Origin of the sequence: Citricoccus muralis (assembly GCF_029637705.1) — a bacterium.
In the GTDB taxonomy this organism is placed as follows: Bacteria; Actinomycetota; Actinomycetes; order Actinomycetales; family Micrococcaceae; genus CmP2.
Genome location: NZ_CP121252.1, coordinates 410,001 through 430,734 on the forward strand (window position 1 = coordinate 410,001; position 20,734 = coordinate 430,734).

Consider the following 20,734-nt stretch of genomic DNA (forward strand, 5'->3'; position numbering starts at 1 on the left):
TTAGGATGAGGGTATGAGTGAGGAATGGTCGAGTGCGCAGGTGTTGGAATCCCTGTCGGCGTTTACGAAGGAACGTGAGTGGGAGCAATTCCATCGCCCCGACCATCTCGCCAAATCCGTAGCAGTAGAAGCCGGGGAACTGTTGGAGTGCTTCCAGTGGAGCGAAGTCGGGGACCAGGATGCTGTGGCGAGTGAATTGGCTGATGTATTGACCTACGCGTACTTGCTGGCGGCGAAAATTGGTCGTTCTCCGGAAGAGCTGATTCTGGAGAAGCTGGAAACCACTCGTAGTAAATATCCGGTGGCTAAGGCGAGAGGGCGGAGCACCAAATATGACCGGCTTTGAAATCGTTCCGGATAGACTCCAGCGCATCGTCACCAGCACTAGTACCACCCAAGCTCCAGGAGAGCTCTCGCGCTCAAAGCTAGAGAACTGGCCTGTCGTCTATACGCTGAACAACGACAATCAGATCTATGTTGGCGAGACGCGCAACGCGATCTCCCGACTACGGAAACATCACCAGCATGAGGAGAAGCGTCGGCTCTCCCAGGTGCATGTCATCATCGATGATGGCTTCAACAAGTCGGCTGCACTGGATCTCGAGTCTTTCCTCATTCGGCTATTTGCCGGGGACGGAAAATTCAGCGTACTCAACCGGAATGAAGGGATCGTTGACTCCGATTACTTCAACCGGGTCGAATACTTAGAGCGATTCGACGAGATCTTCGACGAGTTGCGACAGCGCGACTTTTTCACCCGCAGCGTCCAAGAGATCAGAAATCTCGACCTCTACAAACTCTCTCCGTTCAAAGCACCAACGCAAGACCAGGCGATTATCGGGTCCGAGATCGTTGAGCGTCTCTTGGAAGATCTGAAGTCTGGCGGCGAGAGCACTGCAGTGATCCAGGGCAAGGCCGGAACAGGTAAGACCGTGCTTGCGATCTATTTGATCAAGCTTCTGAGGGATCTCGAGCATTACGATCCTGATGAAGCTCCGAATAGTGACACGATCTTCTCCGAGTTCTTCACGGACGCACACCGGAAACTGCTGAACGGCTTTACCGTGGGACTGGTGATTCCGCAGATTTCGCTTCGTAAGTCGGTGGCCAAAGTATTCAAGAACACGCCCGACCTCGATAACGTCATGGTGCTTTCACCGTTCCAGGTCGGACAGGCGACTTCGCCGTATGACCTGTTGATCGTAGATGAAGCCCATCGGTTGAATCACCGTGCTAATCAGCCATCAGGGCCGCAGAACAAACTCTTCAAAGACATCAACCTTTCTCTATTCGGTGAAGACAATCCAAACATCACCCAACTGGACTGGATTGAGAGTCAATCGCGACATCGGATCCTCTTGATGGATGAAGCGCAAGCGGTGCGACCTGCTGACATTCCTACCGAAGTAGTGCGTGGACTGGTGAACAAGGCACAAACTGACCAGCGGTTCTATGAGCTCGAGACTCAGATGCGAGTCCGCGCTGGTGCAGACTATCTCGGGTTCGTCCGAGATCTCCTCCATGGACGATTGCCCGATTCGCATGACTACGACTTTGGAGAGTATGAGCTGGGTATCGTCAACGACTTGCGCACCTTGGTTCAGCTGATTCGAGACCGTGACTCCAAATTCGGGTTGGCTCGAGTCGTCGCGGGCTATGCCTGGAATTGGAAATCCAAGAACCGAAAGGACGCTTATGACATCGTCGAGGATGGCGTCAAGCTCCGCTGGAACACGACAACAGCCGACTGGATCAGCAGTGAAAAGTCTCTGGCTGAAGTCGGGTCTATCCATACGGTTCAGGGCTACGACCTCAACTATGCTGGCGTGATCATCGGACGAGACCTCCGCATGGATCCAACGACGAATCGTGTGTACTTTGACCGCAATGAATACTTCGACAAAAAGGGCGTGGAGAACAACCGAGCCCGCGGCATCGTTTACTCGGATGAGGACATTCTCGCTTACGTACAGAACATCTACGCGGTATTGATGAGTCGCGGAATCCGAGGAACCTTCCTCTACGTGTGTGATGAACACCTTCGGGAGTATTTCTTGAATCACCTTCCCACGGTGGACAAGACGACGACTATCGATCCACCTCGCGAAGATAAGTCTGCCTCCGGATACGACTTCAGCTATGGGGCTGCGGTTGATGCTGACGTTGATCTTGTTGACGCCGGTGAGGATGCAGAAAGTCGGATGGCTGATCGTGGGGAACCGACGCATCGCGCGGGTGACTGAGCATACCCACGATCTGAGCAAACGGGGGTGCCTGCGCCGGTGATCGCGCAGGCACTCCTGTCGTGAGCGTGAAAACCGACCTCTATGCAGCCGCCCGGAAATAGTGGTCGATGGTCCGAGCCCACGGGTTGCTGGGAAGCTCCGGGTAGAGCAGGGCAGCCGCCACACAGTACTTGCTGACCTGGTGCGGGCGAATGCCTGCTTCCTTGAGCAGCTGATCCCAGAGTCCACTGCCGCCTTCGGACTTCGTCTCCACCAGCACATCCTGCGGCCCGACGTGACTGTCGTCGCCATTCACCGCGCGAATATCCAAGTCGCAGGTCAGCCGTTGTCCGTCGTGGCACAGGGTGATCCGGTCGTAGATGGTCTCCAGCACCGGCTGCAGCTGCTCGGACAGTAGGGTCTGCCCCGGAGCCCCCGCCACGATCGAGTCGATGAACTCCGTGCCGGCTTCGGTGAGGTTCCAGGGGTCTTCGATGGGGTGGTCAATCCGCTGTTTCACGGTCTGCCCTCGGTAGCCCTTGGATTTCACCTCAAGATGGCAAGTGCCGGTATCCACGTAGGTGCGGGTGCGCACCTTGAACCGGTGACGGCGCCGCTGTACGTGGTCGCGGAAGAAACGAAACTCGGGGGAGTCGAAGTAGACGGTGCGGTACATGAACCGCCGCTTCTCCTCGATGGTCAACACCCGAAAATCGTCGCTGGTGGCGTCGATGAGGTCGGAGAACAGCTCGCGAGGCAGGAAGTACTTCCGGTCCACGCGGGTCATCAACCGTGCCTCGGTGTTGATCTCATCCAGCGTGATGGGTGCCAGCTGATCCAGCTGTGCATCAATCTCGTCGATGAGTGGACTCGTGGACGTCATCGTGTCTGGTGCCGCATTCATCGGACAGCCCCCTGGTGTGCGGTGGCGTGCACTGTGTGGTTGCGGCCCGTGTCCACGGCACGGGAGGCTCCGATGGACTCTCGCGATGCACGGGCGGGCTGGTCCACACACGTGGCAGCGGCACCGGGCTTCACCTTGTAGCGGACGTCCACCAGCATGGTGTCGCGCACCTGGTCGATGTCGAGCACTTCAGCGCGTACATGCTGAGCGTGGAATAGATCCTTCAGGTAGCTGACCAGCTCGTCATGATCGATGATGGCACGGTCCACGGTGAGCGTGAGCCGATGCGTCGTGGGCGCTACCAGCGGGGAGTCCAGCACGGCCATCGCGGTCAGGACCAGCGCGGAGAGCGCCGGGGTGATCCACATGGGCTCAGGGTGCAGGCCGGCCAGCAGGCCAAGGGCCAATGAGGTGAAGTAGTAGGCGATCTCCTGCTGGGTGATCTGATCCGACCGGAGGCGGATGATGGAGAGGATGCCGAACAAGCCCATACCGAGTCCGATGCCGACTTCCACGGAGCCCAGCGCCACCGTGACGGCGAGGACGCCGATATTCAGTGCCACGTAGGACAACAACAGATCCTTCCGGCGATGTCGGCGGAAGTATAGGACGTACGCCAGGATGGTGATGGCGATGAGGTCGGTGGCGATGGCGATGATGAGTGACATGATCTCTCTCCTTTTGGATCTCGATGACGCCACTCTGGAATAAAACTGTGAGTAAACGATGAGTGAACTATGAGACAACTCTCATCTTTCACTCGCCACGCGTGATCACCACGTTCCCCACGGCGTGGCCAGACTCCACGACAGCCACGGCTTTAGCGGCGTGTGCGAGGTCGACGGAGGCTGAGATGACGGGGCTAAAAGAACCTCGATTGATCAGTTCTGCGATCTCCGCAAAAATGGGCGTGGTGCGCCGCCGCTGAACAGCGGATCCGCCTAGGTCAGCCGCGATTTGGTGATCCGCTGCCGATCGGATCGCCCCCGGAGCTTTGAGCAACGTGGAGGCCTCGCGCAGCGTTTCGCCGCCGACCGCGTCGATGATGGCGTCAACTCCTTCGGGTGCCAGCTCTCGCACCCGCTCTATCCACCCGTCGCCTTTTTCGATGTGGGTGGCTCGTAACTTTTCGACCAATTCTTTCTTTTCATTCGAAGCCACACCGATCGTACGCACGTCTCGTAGTGCGGCGAGCCCGCAGGCGGCGGTGCCCACGCCACCGCCGGCACCGAGCACCAGCAGGGTCGATCCGGCCGGTAGCTCAAGCTCATCGAGGGCGTCGTAAGCGGTGCCGATAGAGACCGGGATGGAGGCAGCTTGCGCGTCACTGACCCCGTCCGGGATGTGTGCGGTGCTGGAGGAAGAGAGCAACACCCGCTCCGCGAAGGTGCCCGTGCCAGCGGCTGCGGCCCCGAACACTCGGTCGCCCGGCGCCACATGAGACACGTTGTCGCCCACCGCTAAGACGACTCCGGCCGCTTCTCGGCCCATCGCCATCGGGAACTCCACTGGGACCGAGCCTTGGCGCTCACCGTTGCGGACTTTAATATCGGCGGGGTTCACCCCCGAGGCCGTCATGTCGACGAGCACCTGGTCTGCATCCGGGTGAGGTGAAGAGACGGTGAAGAATTGTGCGACCCTGTCCGACCCGTATTCCGCAAAACCGAAGACCTGGCTAGGCTTAGAGGTATCACTATCTCGATGTTTCGTCATGATGGTGATGATCCCTTTCAACGTCGCTCATGGCCCCATCGTATCGACGCAGGTGCAGCGGCGCGATGACAACCTTTTCTCAGGAGGCAGCGCAATGGCATTCGAAGGCAAAGTAGGACTCGTGACTGGCGGCGGATCGGGCATCGGCGAGGCCGTGTCCAAGGATCTCGCCGCGCGCGGCGTGAAGGTCGTGGTCGCTGACCTGAACCTCGAAGGCGCTGCGCGTGTGGCGGCCGAGATCAAGGAAGCCGGTGGCGAAGCCGCTTCCGTGCAAGCCAATACGGCTCTGCCCGAGGACAACGAAAAGGCCGTGCAGTTTACGGTCGAGACCTTCGGGCAGCTGAACTACGCGGTGAACAACGCCGGCATCGGTGGCGCCCAGGCGCCCGCGGGCGAGGTGGACATTGACGACTGGAACAACGTCATCAACATCAACCTCAACGGGGTGCTCTACGGCATGCGCTACCAGATCCCGGCCATGCTGGAGGCAGGCGCGACGGAAAGCTCGATCGTGAATATGGCTTCCATCCACGGCACCGTGGCGGCACTGGGCAACGGTGCCTACACCGCCGCTAAGCACGGTGTGGTGGGCCTGACAAAGAACGCGGCCGCCGAGTATGGGCCGCAGGGTCTGCGCGTGAACTCCGTGGGCCCGGCCTACATTGACACCCCGCTGCTGCAGGGGCTGCCGGAGGAGTTCCGTTCCGCATTGATCGCGAAGCACCCGTTGGGTCGCCTGGGCCGCGCTGAAGAGGTGGCTACGCTGGTGCGCTTCCTGCTGTCGGAGGAAGCATCCTTCATCACCGGCAGCTACCACCTGGTGGACGGTGGCTACACCGCCGTGTAATTGACCTGATACCGGGCGCAGACGAAACTGCGGTTCTGCACGGTATCCACCAAGTCCAGCTGTAACTGGCGTGGGAGCAGTGGCGCGCCCGTCCCGAGGGTGACGGGCGCGTACTGCACCCACACCTCGTCCAAGAGCTGGGCATCGGCGAACTGGCCGGCCAGGTCACCGCCACCCATCACCCAGATGTCTTTGTCGCCGGCCGATGCCTCGATCTGCGGGAACACCTCATTGATCTCACCCTGTACGACGCGCACGTCCTTGCCCTTAGGGGTCGGGAGGTCCCGGTGGCTGAAGATCCATGTTGGTTCCTCGTAGACCCATTCGTCCTGCTGCTGCCGCACCCACTCATAAGTGGAGGCACCCAAAACCAGCGCTCCGATGTTCTTGATGAAGCCTGGGTACCCCATGGGTCCCTCGGGGTCGAACTCCTGCCGGAACAGCCAGTCCAGAGAATGATCCTTGCTGGCGATGAAGCCGTCGAGGCTGGTCGCGGTGTAATAGTGCGTGGTCATCGAGCCAGGCTACTCGCAGTGGCGCTCGATCAGTAGCGCTCGATGGCGTACTGGGCGGCCATGCGCACCGGGGCATTCGGTGCACCGTAACCGTTGTAGCCGGTGCGCCGCTCCACCACTTCGAAGAACACGGTGCCGATGGTGCGAGTGTAGAAGTGTAGGAACTCGCCCTCATCGTCGCGATCGTAGAGCAGGTGGTGCTCACGCAGGGTGTCCATGAACTTCTCGTCGAGCCGGAACCGGGCCTGCAGATCCTCGTAGTAGTTGTCCGGGACCGGCAGGAATCGCAGGCCGGCTGCGGCAGCATTGCGGGCCAGCGACACGATGTCATCGGTGGCGAAGGCCAGGTGCTGCGGGTAGGCGGAGCGGCGCATCTGATCGTGGCTGCCGGTGGGTACCCGCTCGGTTCCTTGGTTGTGGGTTGGGGCAACATCGAGCACCTGGGGCACCATGTTCAGCGGCAGGCGGATGGTGCCGTCCTCCGTACGCATCACCTGAGAGCGCACCAGCCCCTGCGGAGAGGGCACCTCGGCCGGGGGCTGGGTGCCCAGGCCGAGGGCCGCGGTGTAGAAGAGGATCGCTTCGTCGAAGTGCTGCCACGGCTGGGCCAGGTTCACGTGGTCGAGTCCGGTGACCAGCTCGTGTTCGCCGACCGGCTGCTCCGGATCGCCGAACTCGGTGAGCCAGCCGGGGGCCGAGCCGTTCTGTTCGGGGGCGAAGAACACCTCGGTGCCGTCGGGGGCGAGGACGCCGCGCAGCACCATCTCGTCAGCGCGGTTGGCGCGGTGGGCTGGCGGGATCTGCAGGTGGCGGGCTCGGTCGGCCGAGGTCTTCGGGTCGGGCAGTTGGAAGCCCAGGCCGGCGATCACCGAGCCGGAGACGCCCAGCGGCAGCTCGTTGAGCACAATCCGGGCGTCGCCGGAGGCGAAGAGCCGTACATCCTTGGTGCGGTGCATGCCGCGATCGGTGAAGCCCAGCTGCGTGAGCAGGGTGGCGATCTCCTCGGTCTCTTCCGCCTTGATTTCGGCGTAGTCCCAGCCAGTCGGTGCGGCCACCGGCTCCAGGGCCTCGAGCGCCATCGTGTTGGCCTCGGACTGCGGATCGATGCCAGCGGCCGGCAGGGCGGCACAGGTGGCGTCGGCCAGCCACACCAGGGAGCGCAGCGCATCGCGGGTGGTGCGCACGACGTCGGTCTGGCGGAAGACGTCATTGAAGATCTCCAGAGACACCGGGCCCGTGTAGCCGGCGCGGGTCAGCTCCACCATGAAGTTCACCAGATCAAAGGAACCCTCGCCGGGAAAGTTGCGGTAGTGGCGCGACCAGGAGAGCAGATCCATCATCATCTCGGGGGCATCCGCCAACTGGAGGAAGAAGATCTTCTCGGCCGGGATGGTGGAGAACGCCGAGGGGTCCGAGCGCCGGGAGAGGATGTGAAACGAATCCAGACACACGCCCAGGTTCGGGCGGTCGGCCTGCTCAACCAGCGACCAGGCGTGCTCGTAGGTGTTCACATAGCGCCCCCACGCCAGCGCTTCGTAGGCGAGCCGGATGCCGTACTTCGCACCCAGGTCGGCGGCGCGGCCGAGCTGGTCGATAGCGACGTCGTCGTTCCAGTCCGTGGCCGTACCGACGTTGGAACAGATCAGGATTAGGTCCATGTCGAGGCGCTGCATCAGCCGGAATTTCTCTTCCAAGCGGTACAGGTTCTCGGCGAAGACCTCTTCGCTCACACCCTCGAGATCACGGAACGGCTGGTAGAGGTCCAGCGTGATGCCGAGCTCCCGAGCCAGGTCCACCACCTGCTCGGGGGAGAGTGGCGAGGTCATCAGGTCCTGCTCGAAGATCTCGACGCCATCGAAGCCAACCTCCGCGGCGGCCCGCATCTTCTCTTCCAGAGATCCGGAAATGCAGACGGTTGCAATGGACGTGCGCATCGTACTCCTCATTCGGCGTGTGGCCTGGTGGCTGCTTCTGCCATCGTACTGGGCAAACCGGAGGCGTGGACTAACCCTGCTGTCCGGCGGAGAGCCGCTGGAAGTGCTCGTTCATCCGAGCCTGGTCTGGGAGGATGCCGGTGATCAGTTTGAACGCGTCCACTGCCTGACCCACGGCCATGCCGCCGCCGTCGGCGACCTGAAGGCCACGGGCGCGTGCGGCCTCGATGAGCTCGGTGTTGCGGGGCAGGTAGATGACGTCCGAAACCCATGAGTTCTCGGGCAGCCAGGTCGGATCCACGGGCAGGCCCGGGTGGATGTTCATGCCCACCGGGGTGCACTGGGCGAAGCCGGTGGCGTCTTTCAGGGCGGTCTCCAAATTTCCGTGCTCGACGGCGACGACCTGCTGCTGCGGGAACAGCTGTTGCAGGGCTTCGGCGCGCTCGCGGGCACGATCGGCGTCGAGGTCGATCAGCGTGAGCTTTTCGGCCCCGGCGCGCAGTAGCGCATAGGCGACGGCGGCTCCGGCGCCGCCGGTGCCCAGCTGCACCACGTTGCCGTAGTCGGGGTTGTCGAGGTTGTGCTCCAGCCCGGTGGTGTATCCGGAGAAGTCGGTGTTGTAGCCGATGGTCTTGCCATCGCGGATCAGCACCGTGTTCACCGCACCCAGGGCGCGGGCGTCGTCGTCGATCTCATCGAGGTGCTCCATGATGAGCTGCTTGACCGGGTGAGTGATGTTGAAGGCGTTGAATCCCAGCTCGACGCCGGTCTTCAGCAGGCGGGAGGCGTGCTCCGGGCTCAGCTCGAGGGCGGTCAGATCCACCGGGCGGTACAGGTAGAGCAGTCCGTGCTCGCGTCCTTCCTTTTCGTGCATGGGCGGGGACAGCGAGGCGGTGATGCCGTCGCCGATGAGGCCGACCAGGTAGGACTCGGACACAGTGCTCATAAGGTTGCCTTTCTCAAAGGTGCAGACAGGACAGCACAACGGCTTGCAACCGGTTGCGGTGATCTGGCCAATAGTCTAACCCGATGAGGCCGGGTCCCGCCCGCGCTCGTGTAAGCCCGTAGATCAGGACGCAGGATCGAGGGGAGTTTAGGATGGTTCTATGACTACTGAGAACTCCGCCGTGCACGACCATGCCGCCGACCGTGAACGCTTGCGCCAGCTGATCAGTGAGCTGGCCGTGGTGCGTGGCAAGGTCACGCTTTCTTCCGGCAAAGAGGCCGACTATTACATCGATCTGCGCCGCATCACCCTGCACCACGAAGCTGCGCCGCTGGTGGGTCGGGTCATGCTAAACCTCCTCGACGAGGCCGGCATTGAGTTCGAAGCCGCCGGGGGGCTCACCATGGGCGCCGACCCGGTGGGCACCTCGATGCTACACGCCGCGGGTGCGGCCGGGCGCGAGCTCGACGCGTTCGTGGTGCGCAAGCAGCAGAAGTCCTACGGCATGGGTCGCCAGGTTGAAGGCCCGGGTGTGGACGGACGCAAAGTCGTCGTGCTGGAAGACACCTCCACGACGGGCGGTTCCGCACTGACTGCGGTAGAAGGGGTGCGCGCTGCTGGCGGCGACATCCAAGCCGTGGCGGTGATTGTGGACCGTGACACCGGTGCTGCCGAGCGCATCGCCGATGAAGCCGGGGTGCCCTACCTGTTCGCCTACTCCAAGTCCGACCTCGGTCTGGACTGAAGAGATAGGCTGAAATCATGACTGAGAAGAACGACACCAGCCTGTTGCCCGCTGCCGACACTGTCGACACCGCTCCGGTGGTGATCGCCGGACTGATCGGCGGATTTGCCGCCGCTCGTGTGACCAAGGTGCGCGCTCTGGGCGGTGTGGTCCTCGGTGCTGCCGGTGTGTACGCCGGGCGCACCTGGGCCGCAAAGCGCGGTGCTGGCACCACCGCCGCACTGTCGGCGGTGTACCTGCTCGGCTTCGGCCTCTCGCACCCGCTGGCCAAGAAGATCGGCGCGTGGCCTGCCGTGCTGACCGTGACCGGGGTGGCTTCCGGTGCCGCATGGGCACTGTCTGACCGTCCGCATGCCTGAGGAGGCTGAGCCCCGCGAAGTCGGGGTGGGGCCGTGGGAAGGACCGTGGCCCGAAGGGGACCACTGGGATCCTGAGCTGTTGCGCGAGGGAGACCGGCGCAACGTCCTTGATCACTACCGGTACTGGTCACTCGACGCGATCGTGGCCGATCTGGACACGCGACGCCATGGTTTGCACGTGGCGATCGAGAACTGGCAGCACGACATGAACATCGGCACCGTCGTGCGTGCGGCGAATGCTTTCAACGCCGCGGGGGTGCACATCATCGGTCGCCGCCGCTGGAACCGGCGCGGGGCCATGGTCACCGACCGGTACATGCACGTGCACCACCACGCGACTGTGGCGGACTTCCTGCGCTGGGCCAAGGCCGAGAACCTACCCGTGCTGGGCGTGGACCTGTTCCCGGACTCGGTGCCGATCGAAACCTATTCCTTCCCAGAGCGGTGCGTGCTGGTTTTCGGCCAGGAGGGTCCGGGGCTTTCAGAGGAGATTCACCAGGGTGCGGTGGCTACATTGTCGATTGCCCAGTTCGGCTCCACTCGATCGATTAATGCCGGGGTCGCTGCCGGCATTGCGATGCATTCCTGGGTTCGACAGCACGCCGAGATCCCCGGAGGTCCCTAGCCCCTCAGTTGAAGATCGCCATATACAGATTGAGCGTGCTGGCGTAGGTCACCCACAGCAGATAGGGAAGGAACAGCACCGCGGCGAGGGTGCGTACGTTCCAGAAACTGCGGATCGTCATCACCAGACCGACCAGCAGGGCGACGATGATCGCGAACGAGAGCCACAGGGCGGCGGCACCCAGAAGGGGATAGCCGCCGAAGAAAGTGGGGCTCCATACCGCGTTGAGTGCCAGCTGAATGATGAACCAGGCCAGCGCGGTGCGGCGTCCCGACGACGCCGGGCGAAGCCAGACGAGCCAGGTTGCGAAACCCATGGTCAGGTACAGCGCCGTCCAGACGGGACCGAACACCGCGTTCGGCGGCGTCCAGGGGGCCTGATTGGCCGAGGCGTACCAGCCGTCGACCTGGTCTGCGGTGAGCAGGCTGCCGACGAAGCCCACCAGCAGCGGAACCAGCAGGAATACGATCAACATCGTGACCGTCAGTGCCGGATGCCGGTGCTGGGAGCTGTGCGATGTGGCGTCAGTATTGCCGGCAACGGTCTCCATAACTTCATCGCATCACGGACCGCGGCCTTGAGCCACCTTTCAGCGTCGGATCATCAGAACTGCCAGCAGTGATTCGACGAGGATTTCCCAGCGAACTGACGGTTCAAGAAGGTCAGCATCGGAACGAACGACCCCGCATATCCACCAAGATGAGTCGGCATGAGCGAATGATGGAAAGTGACCTCAGTTCCCGCAGAGCACCAGCGTCCCGCTAGTTCTCGTCCTGTGCGGTAGGGGATTACGTCGTCGGTCAGGGAATGGTTGATCAGCGTCGGCACCGCCGGAGCCGCGTCGATGCCCAGCTTCTGGGCGTTCAGAATCTCGTCGAAGGGTGCGCGCTGGGCGACCTCGGTGAAGGACGCACCATCCTGTGTCAGTGTCGTCGAATCCACGGGGGTGCTGGAGAAGAGTGCGTGCAGGGTGCACTTGGACGCGATCTCATCGAAAAGCTGCTCGCCGTCTTCGTTCAGGATGCTGCTGCGATCAATGCCGTATCGATCGCTGAATCCCTCCAGTGCGAACACGAGGAAGGGGTAGTAGATAGAGTTGTCGATCTTCGCCGCGACCTGTTGAAGATCAGCCGGGGGTGCTCCAACCACGGCAGCCGTCAAAGGCAGCTCCGGAGCGTAGTCGTCGGCCAGCTCCGAGGCGGCACCCGCGCCGCCACCGCCCTGGGAGTATCCGACCACGGCAACGGGAGACTCGGCGTCGATGGTGTCAATGCCCGCCTGCGTGGCGGCGCGCGCCGCGTCGAGCACAGCGTGTCCCTGGTCGAGACGGTTCATGTACGTGTGAACGCCTGCGGTGCCGAGACCGATGTAGTCGGTGACGACCACGTTGTAGCCGGCCAGCAGCAAGGCGTTGACCGCGGCGGACTCGTAGTTGGTCCCTGATTCGCCCTGAACGCTGGGGGCACACTGATTGGCTGCGCCCTGGGTGCCGACGGCGTACGTGACGAGCGGGCGCGGGCCCTCTCCCTGCCAGCTGCTCTTGGATTCGAGCACGGTGCCGGTGACGCCGACCAGCTCGCCGTGGGAGGTGGTGGACGAGTACATGATGCGTGTGGCGGACGAACCCAGCCGGACGGCGCGAGTCGGGCCCAGGAAGAAGTCGGCGTCTTCCTGGCGAATCAGCTCGCCGGGTGAGGCGGGCAGGGTCTCCGGCTGCGCATAGAACGCGGACGGCAGGGCGTCAGGGCCATCGGTGTCGAGCATCTGAGGTGCTGGCTGGGCCGGTGCTGCGGCGTCCGGCTGAGGAGCCGTGGCATCCTGGGGCGCCTCTGTGTCGGAGACAACCTCATCCGCTTGTGCGGTGGGCAGCGCGGTGGCGATCAGCGCGAAGGCTGCCGCCGTTCCGGCCAGTGTGCGCCAGCGGGCGCGTCTGTTCGTGCGGGCAGAGTGCTGGATGTGTGGGGGCATCAGGGAACCTCTTCTCCGGCGTAGATGTGACGCAGCTCACGACACAATGTCCCCGACGCTACCGACAAGTCACGTTCGCGTCTACCTGCGTCGTTCGGTATCGGGTATCTGGATCTGGCGTCGCGGACACCGGAGCGGTCTACATTGAGGGCTCCTCTGGATAGACTGACAAGGAATCGTCGACGATCTGATCAAGGAGACCTCCATGCCTATCGCTTCCCCGGACAAGTACGCAGAGATGATCGATTCCGCCAAGAACGGCGGTTATGCGTATCCGGCGGTGAATGTCACCAGCTCCCAGACCCTCAACGCGGCGATCCGCGGTTTCGCCGAGGCCGGTTCGGACGGCATCATCCAGGCCTCCACCGGTGGCGCGCAGTACTTCTCCGGTTCGTCTGTGAAGGACATGGTCATCGGCTCACTGGCCATGGTGGCCTTCGCCCGCGAAGTGGCCAAGAGTTACGACGTCAACATTGCCCTGCACACCGACCACTGCCCCAAGGATAAGCTCGACGGCTTCGTCATGCCGTTGCTTGAGGCCTCCGCGGCCGAGGTCAAGGCTGGCCGCGACCCGTTCTTCAACTCGCACATGTGGGATGGTTCGGCCGAGACGCTGGAAGAGAACCTGCGCATCGGCCAGGATCTGCTGGCCCGCACCCGTGACAACCACCAGATTCTCGAAGTCGAGATCGGCGTGGTCGGCGGCGAAGAAGACGGAGTGGCCAACGAAATCAACGACAAGCTCTACACCTCGGTGGCGGACGGCATGGCCACGGTGGAGGCCCTCGGTTCCGGCGAAAACGGCCGCTACCTGACCGCGCTGACCTTCGGCAACGTGCACGGCGTCTACAAGCCCGGCAACGTGAAGCTGCGCCCGGAGATCCTCGACGAGATCCAGCGCGAGGTCGGTGCCAAGCTGGGCAAGGATCGCCCCTTCGACCTGGTCTTCCACGGCGGCTCCGGCTCCACCGAGCAGGAAATCGCCGACGCCGTCTCCTACGGTGTGATCAAGATGAACATCGACACCGATACCCAGTACGCCTTCACCCGTCCGGTGGTGGCGCACATGTTTACCCACTACGACGGTGTGCTGAAGGTCGACGGCGAAGTCGGCAACAAGAAACTCTACGATCCGCGCACCTGGGGTGCCAAGGCCGAAGAGTCTATGGCTGCACGCATCGTCGAGGCGTGCCAGAACCTGGGCTCGGCCGGCAAGAGCATCAAGTAAGTAGGTGGATCGACGATGGGCATGATTCCTTGGTTTGCCTGGATCGCCATTGTGGCGATCATCGTCTGGGGTATCACGATGGTGGTCGGAACGCTGACCGGCCGTGATCTACCGGGAAGCGGTTCCTCCGAAGAGCTGGAGAAGCTGAAGAAGCGCGTCAAGAAACTGGAATCCCAGGTCGGTTCCGGAGCGATCGAGGCTGGTGCTGGTGGGGACGATAACGTCCGTGCCGAGCTGGAGGCCCGGCTCGAACGTCTCGAGATCCGTGCGCAGAAGCGCGACGACCAGGCGCAGAAGCATGACGACTGGCTGCGCCGTGCCGAGGAGCTCTCTGCCGAGACCAAGAAACAGGATCCTGACGTCCGCTGAACATTGCGCTGAAATAATAGATTCTCGAGGTCGGGGGCTCGTCACGGGCTCTCGACCTCGCTGTTTATCTTGGATTTTGCGCCAACGAGGGTATCCGCTGGTGTGGTACGGATTATCAGCGGAAAAATAATTGTGTGACGCACGCCATAATTCGGTGTATGCTGATCATCAATCCGCCACATCGCTGCTGGAGAGATCCCTGCTGTTGAGCAGGGGCGCCGAAGGAGCAATTGCCCGAAAAACTCTCAGGCACCCGGACAGTAGCGACCGTGCGGACTCTGGAGAGCAGGCGCGTTGAACGCGTCTCACCGACGGGGCAAGCGGCCCATCCTCAGCCGCCAATCTCTCAGGTTAGCAACAGAGGGGCTCGCAACGTTCTTGTTCATATTCTCCGAACACGGAAGAGCCTCCCATGACCCTTGCCACGAACGCCGATTCGACGAATGTGCTGGCGCTGGCCAATACGCCCTTGCTGTGGGTGCTGGCCTTCGGCGTCTTCGCCGTGATCATCGTCCAGACCCTGATCTACGTGCGCGCCGCACGCAAAGTCGCCCCCGAGGTCGGGATGTCCTCGGCCGATCTGCGCACCTCCTTCCGCACCGGCGCGATCACCTCGATCGGCCCCTCCCTGGCCGTAGCGCTGGTCGCGGTCGCCCTGCTGGCCATCTTCGGCACCCCGGCCACCCTGATGCGCATCGGCCTCATCGGCTCCGTCTCCTTTGAGACCGGTGCCGCCGCCATTGCGGCCGGCACCATGGGCGCGGAGCTCGGCGGGCCGACCTACACCCAGGAAGTGTTCGCCGTCGCGTTCACTGCCATGAGCCTCGGCGGGGCCATGTGGATTCTGAGCACCCTGATCCTCACCCCGATCCTCAAGCGCGGCGACAGCAAGATGCGCCAGGTCAGCCCGCTGGTGATGACCATTATCCCGGGAGCGGCGCTGCTGGGCGCCTTCTTCAGCCTCGGATTCGCGGAGCTGCCCAAGTCGGGCACGCACGTGATCGCCTTCATCACCTCTGCTCTGGTGGTGGGTATCTGCCTGTTCCTCTCTGCCCGCCTGCATCGGCGCTGGATCCGCGAATGGTCCCTCGGCTTCGCCATCATCGCCGGTTTGGCCATGGCCTACACCAGCACCCAGCTCCAGTGGTTCCCCGCGGCCTGAGCCCGCCGGCTCCCTGAACTTCTCAAGGATGATTCCCCATGACACTCTCCGCTGAACAGTCCAGCCCCGCGCTGGCCACCTTCGATCGCACCACCGCCCGCTGGGGCCGGATCACGATGATCATCGGGCTGATGGTCTCGCTGTCGGCTCCGCTGTACCTGGTGTTCTTCGCCGGACTCGATCTCAACACCACCCGCATTCTCACCGCGTTCCTCGCGGTGGCCGCGGTGTTCGGTGTGCTGTGGATCGTGGAGCCGCTGACCTACTTTCCGATCCTGGGCCAGTCCGCCATGTACCAGGTGTTCATGATCGGCAACATCTCCAACAAGCTGCTGCCCGCAGCGATGATGGCGCAGACCACCGTGGGCGCGAAAGCCGGCACGCGGCGCGGAGAGCTGGCCGCGCTGATGGCGATCAGCGGCGCCGTCGTCGTCCATCTGCTCTCGCTGCTGATCTTCGTCGGCATTCTCGGCACCTGGGTGGTGAGCATCATCCCGGCCGACGTCATCGGCGTCATCCAGTCGTTCATCGTGCCGTCGGTGCTCGGCGGGGTGCTGATCCAGGCCATCGTCTCGCAGAAAGCGCCCCGCACCACGGTGATCGCCTTCGTGCTGGCCACCGTGATGACGTTCGTGCTCATCCCGGTGTTCCCGGCGATGGCCTTCTACGGGACCTTCATCGTGGTCTTTGCGACCGCCGCACTGGCCTGGTTCTTGCGCACCCGTTCCTCGACCGCAGACACGGCCGACGCCGAGAACGAGAATGTAGATGCCCCCGCAACCCGTCACCACGACCAGGAGGTCACCGAACGATGAGCCCGCTTCCCGCAATTGATTCCACGCTGATCGATCACATGCATCAGCTGTACCGCGAGCTTCATGCTGCCCCGGAACTGTCGATGCAGGAGCATGCCACGGCCGAGCGTCTTGAGGGGATCCTCGACGAGCTCGACATCGAGCACTTCCGCTCCGGCGGCACCGGGGTGGTGGGAATCCTGCGCAACGGCGAGGGGCCGGTCATCGGCTTCCGCGCCGACACCGACGGGCTGCCCATCGCCGAGGACACCGGCGTCGAGTACGCCTCCACCGCCCGCGGCACCCTGGAGGATGGCACCGAGGTGCCGGTGATGCACGGTTGCGGCCACGACACCCACATAGCCACCGCAGTGACCGCAGTGCGGGTGCTCGCCGCTCAACGCGACGCCTGGTCGGGCACCCTGGTGATCATCTTCCAGCCCGGCGAAGAAACGGCCGCTGGGGCGAAAGCCATGGTGGAAGACGGGCTCTGGGACAAGGCCCCTCGGCCTGAAGTGATGTACGGCCAGCACGTGATGCCCGGTCTGGCAGGAACCATCACCTACTCCGTGGGGGACGCCATGTCGCAGGCGGACTCCTGGAAGGTGACCCTGCGCGGCAAAGGCTCCCACGGCTCGCAACCCCAGGACTCCATCGACCCTATCGTCCTCGGGGCGCACATCATCACGCGGTTGCAGGGGGTAGTGTCCCGCGAGGTGGACCCGCGGGCGTCCGCCGTCGTCACCGTGGGGACGTTCCACGCGGGACTGAAGGAGAACATCATCCCGGCCACCGCCGAGTTCTCGCTGAACGTGCGCACCCTCGACCCCGAGGTGCGCGACACGGTGCTGGGGGCGATTCGGCGGATCATCGTGGGAGAAGCCGCGGTGTCGGGAGCGCCGGAACCGATCATCGAAGAGATCTCGGCCTTCCCGCGCAACTACAACGACCCGGAGGAGACCGAACAGGTGATGGCCGCACTGCGGTCCGAGCTGGGTGAGGATGCCGTCACCGAGGTGGCACCGCTGATGGGGTCCGAGGACTTTGGTGCTCTGGCCCAGGCCATCGAGGTGCCCAGCGTGTTCTGGATGTTCGGCGGGCACAGTCAGGACACCCTGAACGCCCCCGACGTGCCGGTGAACCACTCGCCGTTCTTCGCCCCGGAGATCGAGCCCACGCTGACCACCGGAACCCGCGCCGCGCTCGCGGCCATCCTGTCCAAACTGGGGAAGTGATGGCAGAACCTCTCGTCGTCATCGTGGTCTATGTGCCCCACCATGACTCCGACGCCGTGCGCCGCGTGCTCGATGAGGCCGGCGCAGGGCGCATCGGTGACTACCGCGGATGCTCCTGGTCCACCTCGGGCACCGGCCGGTTCACGCCCCTGGCCGGTGCCCAGCCGACCATCGGTGCCGTGGGGGAGCCAGAGCAAGTGGCGGAAGACCGAATCGAGGTGGTTGCACCGCGCAGCCGCGCGCGCCAGATCGTCGAGGCTATGTTGGCCGGACACCCCTATGAGGAGCCGGCGTACCATGTGATCCCGGTGCTCACCCTCGACCAGCTCTGAGAAACATGGCAAGGGTTTTGACACGTCTGGTCGACCTGAGAAAATTTCCGCGGATCTTTTACATGTCCGTCTCACGAGGGCGTCCGGGTTTATCCTGGCCGGAGGTTCGGAATCAGTAGTGGTTCCGGCCGATGCCGAATGCAGAGAGGACCCCATGTCACTGAGCACGATCGAGTCACGCGCGCTGCGTGGTCTCGCGCTGACCGCCGTCGCCGTTTTCGCCCTCGCGGGCTGCAGCTCGGGGATCGAGGAGGACCCCTCGGCGGTGATGGAACCAACGGCCGAGGGGACGGCGTCGGCGGGAAGTTCCTCCGAGTCCAACGGGCCTGCTGCTGATGCGGACCCGCATGCGGTCATTGAGCTGATGGGGGAGTCCCTGCAACAGCCCGCGGTGCAAGCCTGCCTGGACGAGATGTGGGGCGACGACCTGCTGACTTTCTCTGCCCAGCACCTCAATACGACGGATGCTGCCGATATGGGACCGGTGCAGTTGCGCCCGGCCGAGCCCGAGATGTCCGGAGCCCAGGGATTCGGGTGCTCATTCACCACCGGGGTGAATCCGGCCGAGATTCGCTCGGGCAGCACCCAGGTGTACACGGCTGATGACCAGGAAACGCCACTGGCGGAATGTGAATCGCCCGTGGCGGCGGGTGAAGCCCTGCGCGAAGACGAAGAGGGTATCAGCGAGTACGTGAACTCCGGGACCCTGGGTGAGGGGGAAACGTTGGTCACCCACACCTACATCACCTGCTCCGAAGACGCATCCTCCATGGTGGTGCAAACCTTTGGTTATGAGTCCAGCGAGGGCGACTCCGAGCCGCCCTACGATACCGAGGAGCTCGATCGTTTGATCACCGCGCTCGCCGAAGACACCTCGGCTGATGGTGACCGGCGCGACGCCTGGCGCGACATCGCTCTGACCGAAGAGGGCCAGTAAGTGCTACGCCGATAGACTGTCCGGTGAATCCGCCCCTGAATACCCGTGAAGACCAAGGAGCATTGATGTCGATCATCGGCAAGAACCTGATGGAGCCCGAACCGACCCTGCTGCCCGAAGAGCCCGAGGTGCTGGCACAGATTGAGGCCGGCGACCTGCCCGAGGACATCGTGCCGAAGCATCCGACGTCGTCGCTGGCCTGGGCGATGCTCGCCGAGGACGCCTGGGACGAGGGGCGCACCTTGGACTCCTACGCTTATGCGCGGGTGGGCTACCACCGCGGACTCGATGCCCTGCGCGGAGCGGGATGGCGCGGTGCCGGTCCGGTGCCGTTCTCACACGAGCCGAATCAGGGCTTCCTGCGCGCCCTCTACGCACTGGGCCGTGCCGCAGCCGCGATCGGCGAATCCGAAGAGGTCCAGCGCATTACCACCTTCCTCAACGACTCTGACCCGAGCGCAAGTGCCGCCATCGAGGCGCGTCACTGACTTACTTGTGAGTGACTCAGCTCACCGTTGTTGATATTGTCAACGAATGGTGACGCGGGATGAGGGAGCGACGGAGTCCGGTGCCCGCCTGTTCGGCCGCAGCTATCTGCTGGCCAACGGCGTGCAGCTGGGCATCTCCATCGTCTTCATCTCCCTGATGACCTACATGGCGCTCTACGCGGTGCGCCTGTTCGCCGTCTCCGAGACCGCCGCCGGCTTCGCGGCCAGCTCCTTCATTCTGGGTGCGGCCGTGGTGCGGATGGCGCTGGGCAAGTTCATCGACGTCATCGGACGACGCCGCACGCTGTTCATCGCCCTGACCGTGTTCTTGCTGTGTAGCCTGCTCTACCCGGTGGCGCTGAGCTATCCGGCGCTGCTGGGGGTGCGGTTGCTGCACGGTGCGGCTTTCGGGACGGCGTCGACCGCCATTACCGCCGTCGCTATCTCGTTAATTCCGCCGGCACGGCGCAGCGAGGGGCTCGGCTATTTCGGCCTGTCCGCCACCATCGCCACGGCGGTGGGTCCTCTGGTCGCGGTGCCGATGAGTCTGTACCTGGACCCGGTGTGGATGTTCGCTTTTGTGGGCGGCTGCTCGCTACTCACCCTGATCTGCCTGGCGCTGATGCGGGTGCCCGAGCGGAGCATCACCGCCGTGGAACGGGCCGGCATGTGGCGGATCCGGGGCCGTGACCTGATCGACCCGCAGGCCCTGCCCATTGCCCTGGTGGTGTTGCTGTGCTCGGGCGGCTATTCGATGATCATGACGTACCTGACGCCGTTTTTGGTGCTCGAGGACCGGGCGCTGGCTGCCACCGTGTTCTTCATGATTTTCGCCGTCGTGATGATGCTGGTGCGCCTGGTGGCGGGCAGGCTACAGGACACCCGCGGGGACAATGCGGTGATCCCGGCGACGATTCTGACGTTCGCCGGCGCCCTGGTGCTGCTGGCCGTGTCGCAGCAGTGGTGGGCCGTGGTGGTGTCTGCCGTGCTGGCCGGCATCGGCTTCGGGGGACTGTTGCCGTGCCTGCAGGTGGTGGGCGTGAACCGGGTGTCCGGGGATCGGGTGGCCATTGCCACCTCCACGCACTATCTGATGCTCGACGGCGGCATTGCCATCGGCCCGGTGGTGCTGGGCCCGCTGATCGCGCTGACCGGATACCCGGGGCTGTTTCTCGCGGGCGCCGTGCTGGCCGTGGTCGGCGTCGTCGTCTATTGGTGGGTGCACGGACGAGGCACGGCTACGCCCCGGCACGGGGCAGGGGCGCAACACTAGCGGGAGGGGGATCAGGTGAGGCGGTCCTCATCTGAGGTGATCTCCTCGGCCATATCGAGATCCGCGGACGGAACCGACTCTGCGTTGGAGCTGGTTGCCTTCACGGCGACGGCGGTGAACGGCACATCTGGGAAC

Annotated in this window: 23 protein-coding genes and 1 riboswitch; of the genes, 15 read left to right on the top strand and 8 right to left on the bottom strand. The window is 63.4% G+C overall.

The features are described 5' to 3' along the window. Nucleotides 1-13 precede the first annotated feature (13 nt). Nucleotides 14-346, top strand: a complete 333-nt coding sequence (locus tag P8192_RS01850; RefSeq protein WP_278158024.1) for a nucleotide pyrophosphohydrolase — start codon at nucleotides 14-16, stop codon at nucleotides 344-346. Next, nucleotides 333-2,243: a DUF2075 domain-containing protein gene (locus tag P8192_RS01855; RefSeq protein ID WP_278158026.1), complete on the top strand. Its 1,911-nt coding sequence runs from the start codon at nucleotides 333-335 to the stop codon at nucleotides 2,241-2,243. The genes P8192_RS01850 and P8192_RS01855 overlap by 14 nt, the downstream gene beginning before the upstream one ends. A gap of 82 nt (nucleotides 2,244-2,325) precedes the next feature. Here the strand turns inward: P8192_RS01855 and P8192_RS01860 are convergent, their stop codons facing one another. The 3 genes from P8192_RS01860 to P8192_RS01870 all read right to left on the bottom strand — a co-directional run bounded on the left by P8192_RS01860 (nucleotide 2,326) and on the right by P8192_RS01870 (nucleotide 4,842). Then, nucleotides 2,326-3,129 (bottom strand): polyphosphate polymerase domain-containing protein, encoded by an 804-nt coding sequence (locus tag P8192_RS01860; RefSeq protein ID WP_278158027.1) that lies wholly within the window; start codon nucleotides 3,127-3,129, stop codon nucleotides 2,326-2,328. Continuing rightward, nucleotides 3,126-3,797, bottom strand: a complete 672-nt coding sequence (locus P8192_RS01865; RefSeq protein ID WP_278158028.1) for a DUF4956 domain-containing protein — start codon at nucleotides 3,795-3,797, stop codon at nucleotides 3,126-3,128. The genes P8192_RS01860 and P8192_RS01865 overlap by 4 nt, the downstream gene beginning before the upstream one ends. An 88-nt stretch (nucleotides 3,798-3,885) precedes the next feature. Next, nucleotides 3,886-4,842: an alcohol dehydrogenase catalytic domain-containing protein gene (locus tag P8192_RS01870; RefSeq protein ID WP_278158029.1), complete on the bottom strand. Its 957-nt coding sequence runs from the start codon at nucleotides 4,840-4,842 to the stop codon at nucleotides 3,886-3,888. Between the two features lie 94 nt (nucleotides 4,843-4,936). On the opposite strand from P8192_RS01870, the gene P8192_RS01875 reads away from it, so the two are divergent. Next, complete coding sequence (locus P8192_RS01875; RefSeq protein WP_278158031.1) at nucleotides 4,937-5,689, top strand: SDR family NAD(P)-dependent oxidoreductase; 753 nt, start codon at nucleotides 4,937-4,939, stop codon at nucleotides 5,687-5,689. On the opposite strand, the gene P8192_RS01880 is transcribed toward P8192_RS01875, so the two are convergent. The 3 genes from P8192_RS01880 to P8192_RS01890 all read right to left on the bottom strand — a co-directional run bounded on the left by P8192_RS01880 (nucleotide 5,674) and on the right by P8192_RS01890 (nucleotide 9,084). Continuing rightward, nucleotides 5,674-6,204: a dihydrofolate reductase family protein gene (locus P8192_RS01880; RefSeq protein WP_278158033.1), complete on the bottom strand. Its 531-nt coding sequence runs from the start codon at nucleotides 6,202-6,204 to the stop codon at nucleotides 5,674-5,676. The genes P8192_RS01875 and P8192_RS01880 overlap by 16 nt on opposite strands. A 29-nt stretch (nucleotides 6,205-6,233) precedes the next feature. Beyond that, nucleotides 6,234-8,138, bottom strand: coding sequence for a bifunctional sugar phosphate isomerase/epimerase/4-hydroxyphenylpyruvate dioxygenase family protein (locus P8192_RS01885; protein WP_278158034.1), 1,905 nt, complete (start codon nucleotides 8,136-8,138; stop codon nucleotides 6,234-6,236). A 70-nt stretch (nucleotides 8,139-8,208) separates the two neighbouring features. Beyond that, nucleotides 8,209-9,084, bottom strand: coding sequence for a shikimate dehydrogenase (locus P8192_RS01890; RefSeq protein ID WP_278158036.1), 876 nt, complete (start codon nucleotides 9,082-9,084; stop codon nucleotides 8,209-8,211). Between the two features lie 160 nt (nucleotides 9,085-9,244). Here P8192_RS01890 and pyrE point away from each other — a divergent pair, with 160 nt between their 5' ends. From pyrE to P8192_RS01905, 3 genes are read left to right on the top strand one after another with little or no spacing between them, the layout of a single operon-like run. Continuing rightward, nucleotides 9,245-9,829, top strand: coding sequence for an orotate phosphoribosyltransferase (pyrE, locus tag P8192_RS01895; RefSeq protein WP_270106439.1), 585 nt, complete (start codon nucleotides 9,245-9,247; stop codon nucleotides 9,827-9,829). A gap of 17 nt (nucleotides 9,830-9,846) precedes the next feature. Beyond that, nucleotides 9,847-10,188 carry a hypothetical protein gene (locus tag P8192_RS01900; protein ID WP_278158038.1) on the top strand — a complete coding sequence of 114 codons (342 nt, stop codon included), beginning with the start codon at nucleotides 9,847-9,849 and terminating at the stop codon, nucleotides 10,186-10,188. After that, nucleotides 10,181-10,813, top strand: coding sequence for a TrmH family RNA methyltransferase (locus P8192_RS01905; RefSeq protein WP_270106437.1), 633 nt, complete (start codon nucleotides 10,181-10,183; stop codon nucleotides 10,811-10,813). The genes P8192_RS01900 and P8192_RS01905 overlap by 8 nt, the downstream gene beginning before the upstream one ends. 4 nt (nucleotides 10,814-10,817) lie before the next feature. Here the strand turns inward: P8192_RS01905 and P8192_RS01910 are convergent, their stop codons facing one another. Continuing rightward, the gene (locus P8192_RS01910; RefSeq protein ID WP_278158040.1) at nucleotides 10,818-11,363 is read right to left on the bottom strand and encodes a TspO/MBR family protein; all 546 of its coding nucleotides are present in this window, start codon (nucleotides 11,361-11,363) and stop codon (nucleotides 10,818-10,820) included. Between the two features lie 53 nt (nucleotides 11,364-11,416). After that, nucleotides 11,417-12,781, bottom strand: a complete 1,365-nt coding sequence (locus tag P8192_RS01915) for an alpha/beta fold hydrolase (protein WP_278158042.1) — start codon at nucleotides 12,779-12,781, stop codon at nucleotides 11,417-11,419. A gap of 190 nt (nucleotides 12,782-12,971) precedes the next feature. On the opposite strand from P8192_RS01915, the gene fbaA reads away from it, so the two are divergent. The 9 genes from fbaA to P8192_RS01960 all read left to right on the top strand — a co-directional run bounded on the left by fbaA (nucleotide 12,972) and on the right by P8192_RS01960 (nucleotide 20,599). Beyond that, the gene (gene fbaA / locus P8192_RS01920) at nucleotides 12,972-14,009 is read left to right on the top strand and encodes a class II fructose-bisphosphate aldolase (protein WP_278159697.1); all 1,038 of its coding nucleotides are present in this window, start codon (nucleotides 12,972-12,974) and stop codon (nucleotides 14,007-14,009) included. A 15-nt stretch (nucleotides 14,010-14,024) separates the two neighbouring features. Next, on the top strand, nucleotides 14,025-14,378 hold the full coding sequence (locus P8192_RS01925; RefSeq protein WP_270106433.1) for a hypothetical protein: 354 nt from the start codon (nucleotides 14,025-14,027) through the stop codon (nucleotides 14,376-14,378). 177 nt (nucleotides 14,379-14,555) lie between these two features. Next, nucleotides 14,556-14,649, top strand: a riboswitch (glycine riboswitch). Nucleotides 14,650-14,790: 141 nt separating this feature from the next. Beyond that, complete coding sequence (locus tag P8192_RS01930) at nucleotides 14,791-15,540, top strand: DUF5058 family protein (RefSeq protein ID WP_270106432.1); 750 nt, start codon at nucleotides 14,791-14,793, stop codon at nucleotides 15,538-15,540. Nucleotides 15,541-15,578: 38 nt separating this feature from the next. Beyond that, nucleotides 15,579-16,355 (top strand): hypothetical protein, encoded by a 777-nt coding sequence (locus tag P8192_RS01935; RefSeq protein ID WP_278158044.1) that lies wholly within the window; start codon nucleotides 15,579-15,581, stop codon nucleotides 16,353-16,355. Continuing rightward, complete coding sequence (locus P8192_RS01940) at nucleotides 16,352-17,569, top strand: amidohydrolase (RefSeq protein WP_278158046.1); 1,218 nt, start codon at nucleotides 16,352-16,354, stop codon at nucleotides 17,567-17,569. Before P8192_RS01935 ends, P8192_RS01940 begins: the two co-directional genes overlap by 4 nt. Next, nucleotides 17,569-17,901 (top strand): hypothetical protein, encoded by a 333-nt coding sequence (locus P8192_RS01945; protein ID WP_278159699.1) that lies wholly within the window; start codon nucleotides 17,569-17,571, stop codon nucleotides 17,899-17,901. Before P8192_RS01940 ends, P8192_RS01945 begins: the two co-directional genes overlap by 1 nt. A gap of 154 nt (nucleotides 17,902-18,055) precedes the next feature. After that, complete coding sequence (locus P8192_RS01950) at nucleotides 18,056-18,838, top strand: hypothetical protein (protein WP_278158048.1); 783 nt, start codon at nucleotides 18,056-18,058, stop codon at nucleotides 18,836-18,838. 65 nt (nucleotides 18,839-18,903) lie between these two features. Continuing rightward, entirely contained in the window at nucleotides 18,904-19,326 is a 423-nt protein-coding gene (locus P8192_RS01955; protein WP_278158050.1) for a DUF3151 domain-containing protein, read from the top strand. Between the two features lie 46 nt (nucleotides 19,327-19,372). Next, nucleotides 19,373-20,599 carry an MFS transporter gene (locus P8192_RS01960; protein ID WP_278158052.1) on the top strand — a complete coding sequence of 409 codons (1,227 nt, stop codon included), beginning with the start codon at nucleotides 19,373-19,375 and terminating at the stop codon, nucleotides 20,597-20,599. Nucleotides 20,600-20,734: the final 135 nt, after the last annotated feature.

Bases quoted from the DNA above. Each gene is read 5' to 3' on its own strand.
- P8192_RS01850 (WP_278158024.1), top strand. From the start codon at position 14: ATGAGTGAGGAATGGTCGAGTGCGCAGGTGTTGGAATCCCTGTCGGCG.
- P8192_RS01855 (WP_278158026.1), top strand. From the start codon at position 333: ATGACCGGCTTTGAAATCGTTCCGGATAGACTCCAGCGCATCGTCACC.
- P8192_RS01860 (WP_278158027.1), bottom strand. From the start codon at position 3,129: ATGAATGCGGCACCAGACACGATGACGTCCACGAGTCCACTCATCGAC.
- P8192_RS01865 (WP_278158028.1), bottom strand. From the start codon at position 3,797: ATGTCACTCATCATCGCCATCGCCACCGACCTCATCGCCATCACCATC.
- P8192_RS01870 (WP_278158029.1), bottom strand. From the start codon at position 4,842: ATGACGAAACATCGAGATAGTGATACCTCTAAGCCTAGCCAGGTCTTC.
- P8192_RS01875 (WP_278158031.1), top strand. From the start codon at position 4,937: ATGGCATTCGAAGGCAAAGTAGGACTCGTGACTGGCGGCGGATCGGGC.
- P8192_RS01880 (WP_278158033.1), bottom strand. From the start codon at position 6,204: ATGACCACGCACTATTACACCGCGACCAGCCTCGACGGCTTCATCGCC.
- P8192_RS01885 (WP_278158034.1), bottom strand. From the start codon at position 8,138: ATGCGCACGTCCATTGCAACCGTCTGCATTTCCGGATCTCTGGAAGAG.
- P8192_RS01890 (WP_278158036.1), bottom strand. From the start codon at position 9,084: ATGAGCACTGTGTCCGAGTCCTACCTGGTCGGCCTCATCGGCGACGGC.
- pyrE (WP_270106439.1), top strand. From the start codon at position 9,245: ATGACTACTGAGAACTCCGCCGTGCACGACCATGCCGCCGACCGTGAA.
- P8192_RS01900 (WP_278158038.1), top strand. From the start codon at position 9,847: ATGACTGAGAAGAACGACACCAGCCTGTTGCCCGCTGCCGACACTGTC.
- P8192_RS01905 (WP_270106437.1), top strand. From the start codon at position 10,181: ATGCCTGAGGAGGCTGAGCCCCGCGAAGTCGGGGTGGGGCCGTGGGAA.
- P8192_RS01910 (WP_278158040.1), bottom strand. From the start codon at position 11,363: ATGGAGACCGTTGCCGGCAATACTGACGCCACATCGCACAGCTCCCAG.
- P8192_RS01915 (WP_278158042.1), bottom strand. From the start codon at position 12,781: ATGCCCCCACACATCCAGCACTCTGCCCGCACGAACAGACGCGCCCGC.
- P8192_RS01925 (WP_270106433.1), top strand. From the start codon at position 14,025: ATGGGCATGATTCCTTGGTTTGCCTGGATCGCCATTGTGGCGATCATC.
- P8192_RS01930 (WP_270106432.1), top strand. From the start codon at position 14,791: ATGACCCTTGCCACGAACGCCGATTCGACGAATGTGCTGGCGCTGGCC.
- P8192_RS01935 (WP_278158044.1), top strand. From the start codon at position 15,579: ATGACACTCTCCGCTGAACAGTCCAGCCCCGCGCTGGCCACCTTCGAT.
- P8192_RS01940 (WP_278158046.1), top strand. From the start codon at position 16,352: ATGAGCCCGCTTCCCGCAATTGATTCCACGCTGATCGATCACATGCAT.
- P8192_RS01945 (WP_278159699.1), top strand. From the start codon at position 17,569: ATGGCAGAACCTCTCGTCGTCATCGTGGTCTATGTGCCCCACCATGAC.
- P8192_RS01950 (WP_278158048.1), top strand. From the start codon at position 18,056: ATGTCACTGAGCACGATCGAGTCACGCGCGCTGCGTGGTCTCGCGCTG.
- P8192_RS01955 (WP_278158050.1), top strand. From the start codon at position 18,904: ATGTCGATCATCGGCAAGAACCTGATGGAGCCCGAACCGACCCTGCTG.
- P8192_RS01960 (WP_278158052.1), top strand. From the start codon at position 19,373: ATGGTGACGCGGGATGAGGGAGCGACGGAGTCCGGTGCCCGCCTGTTC.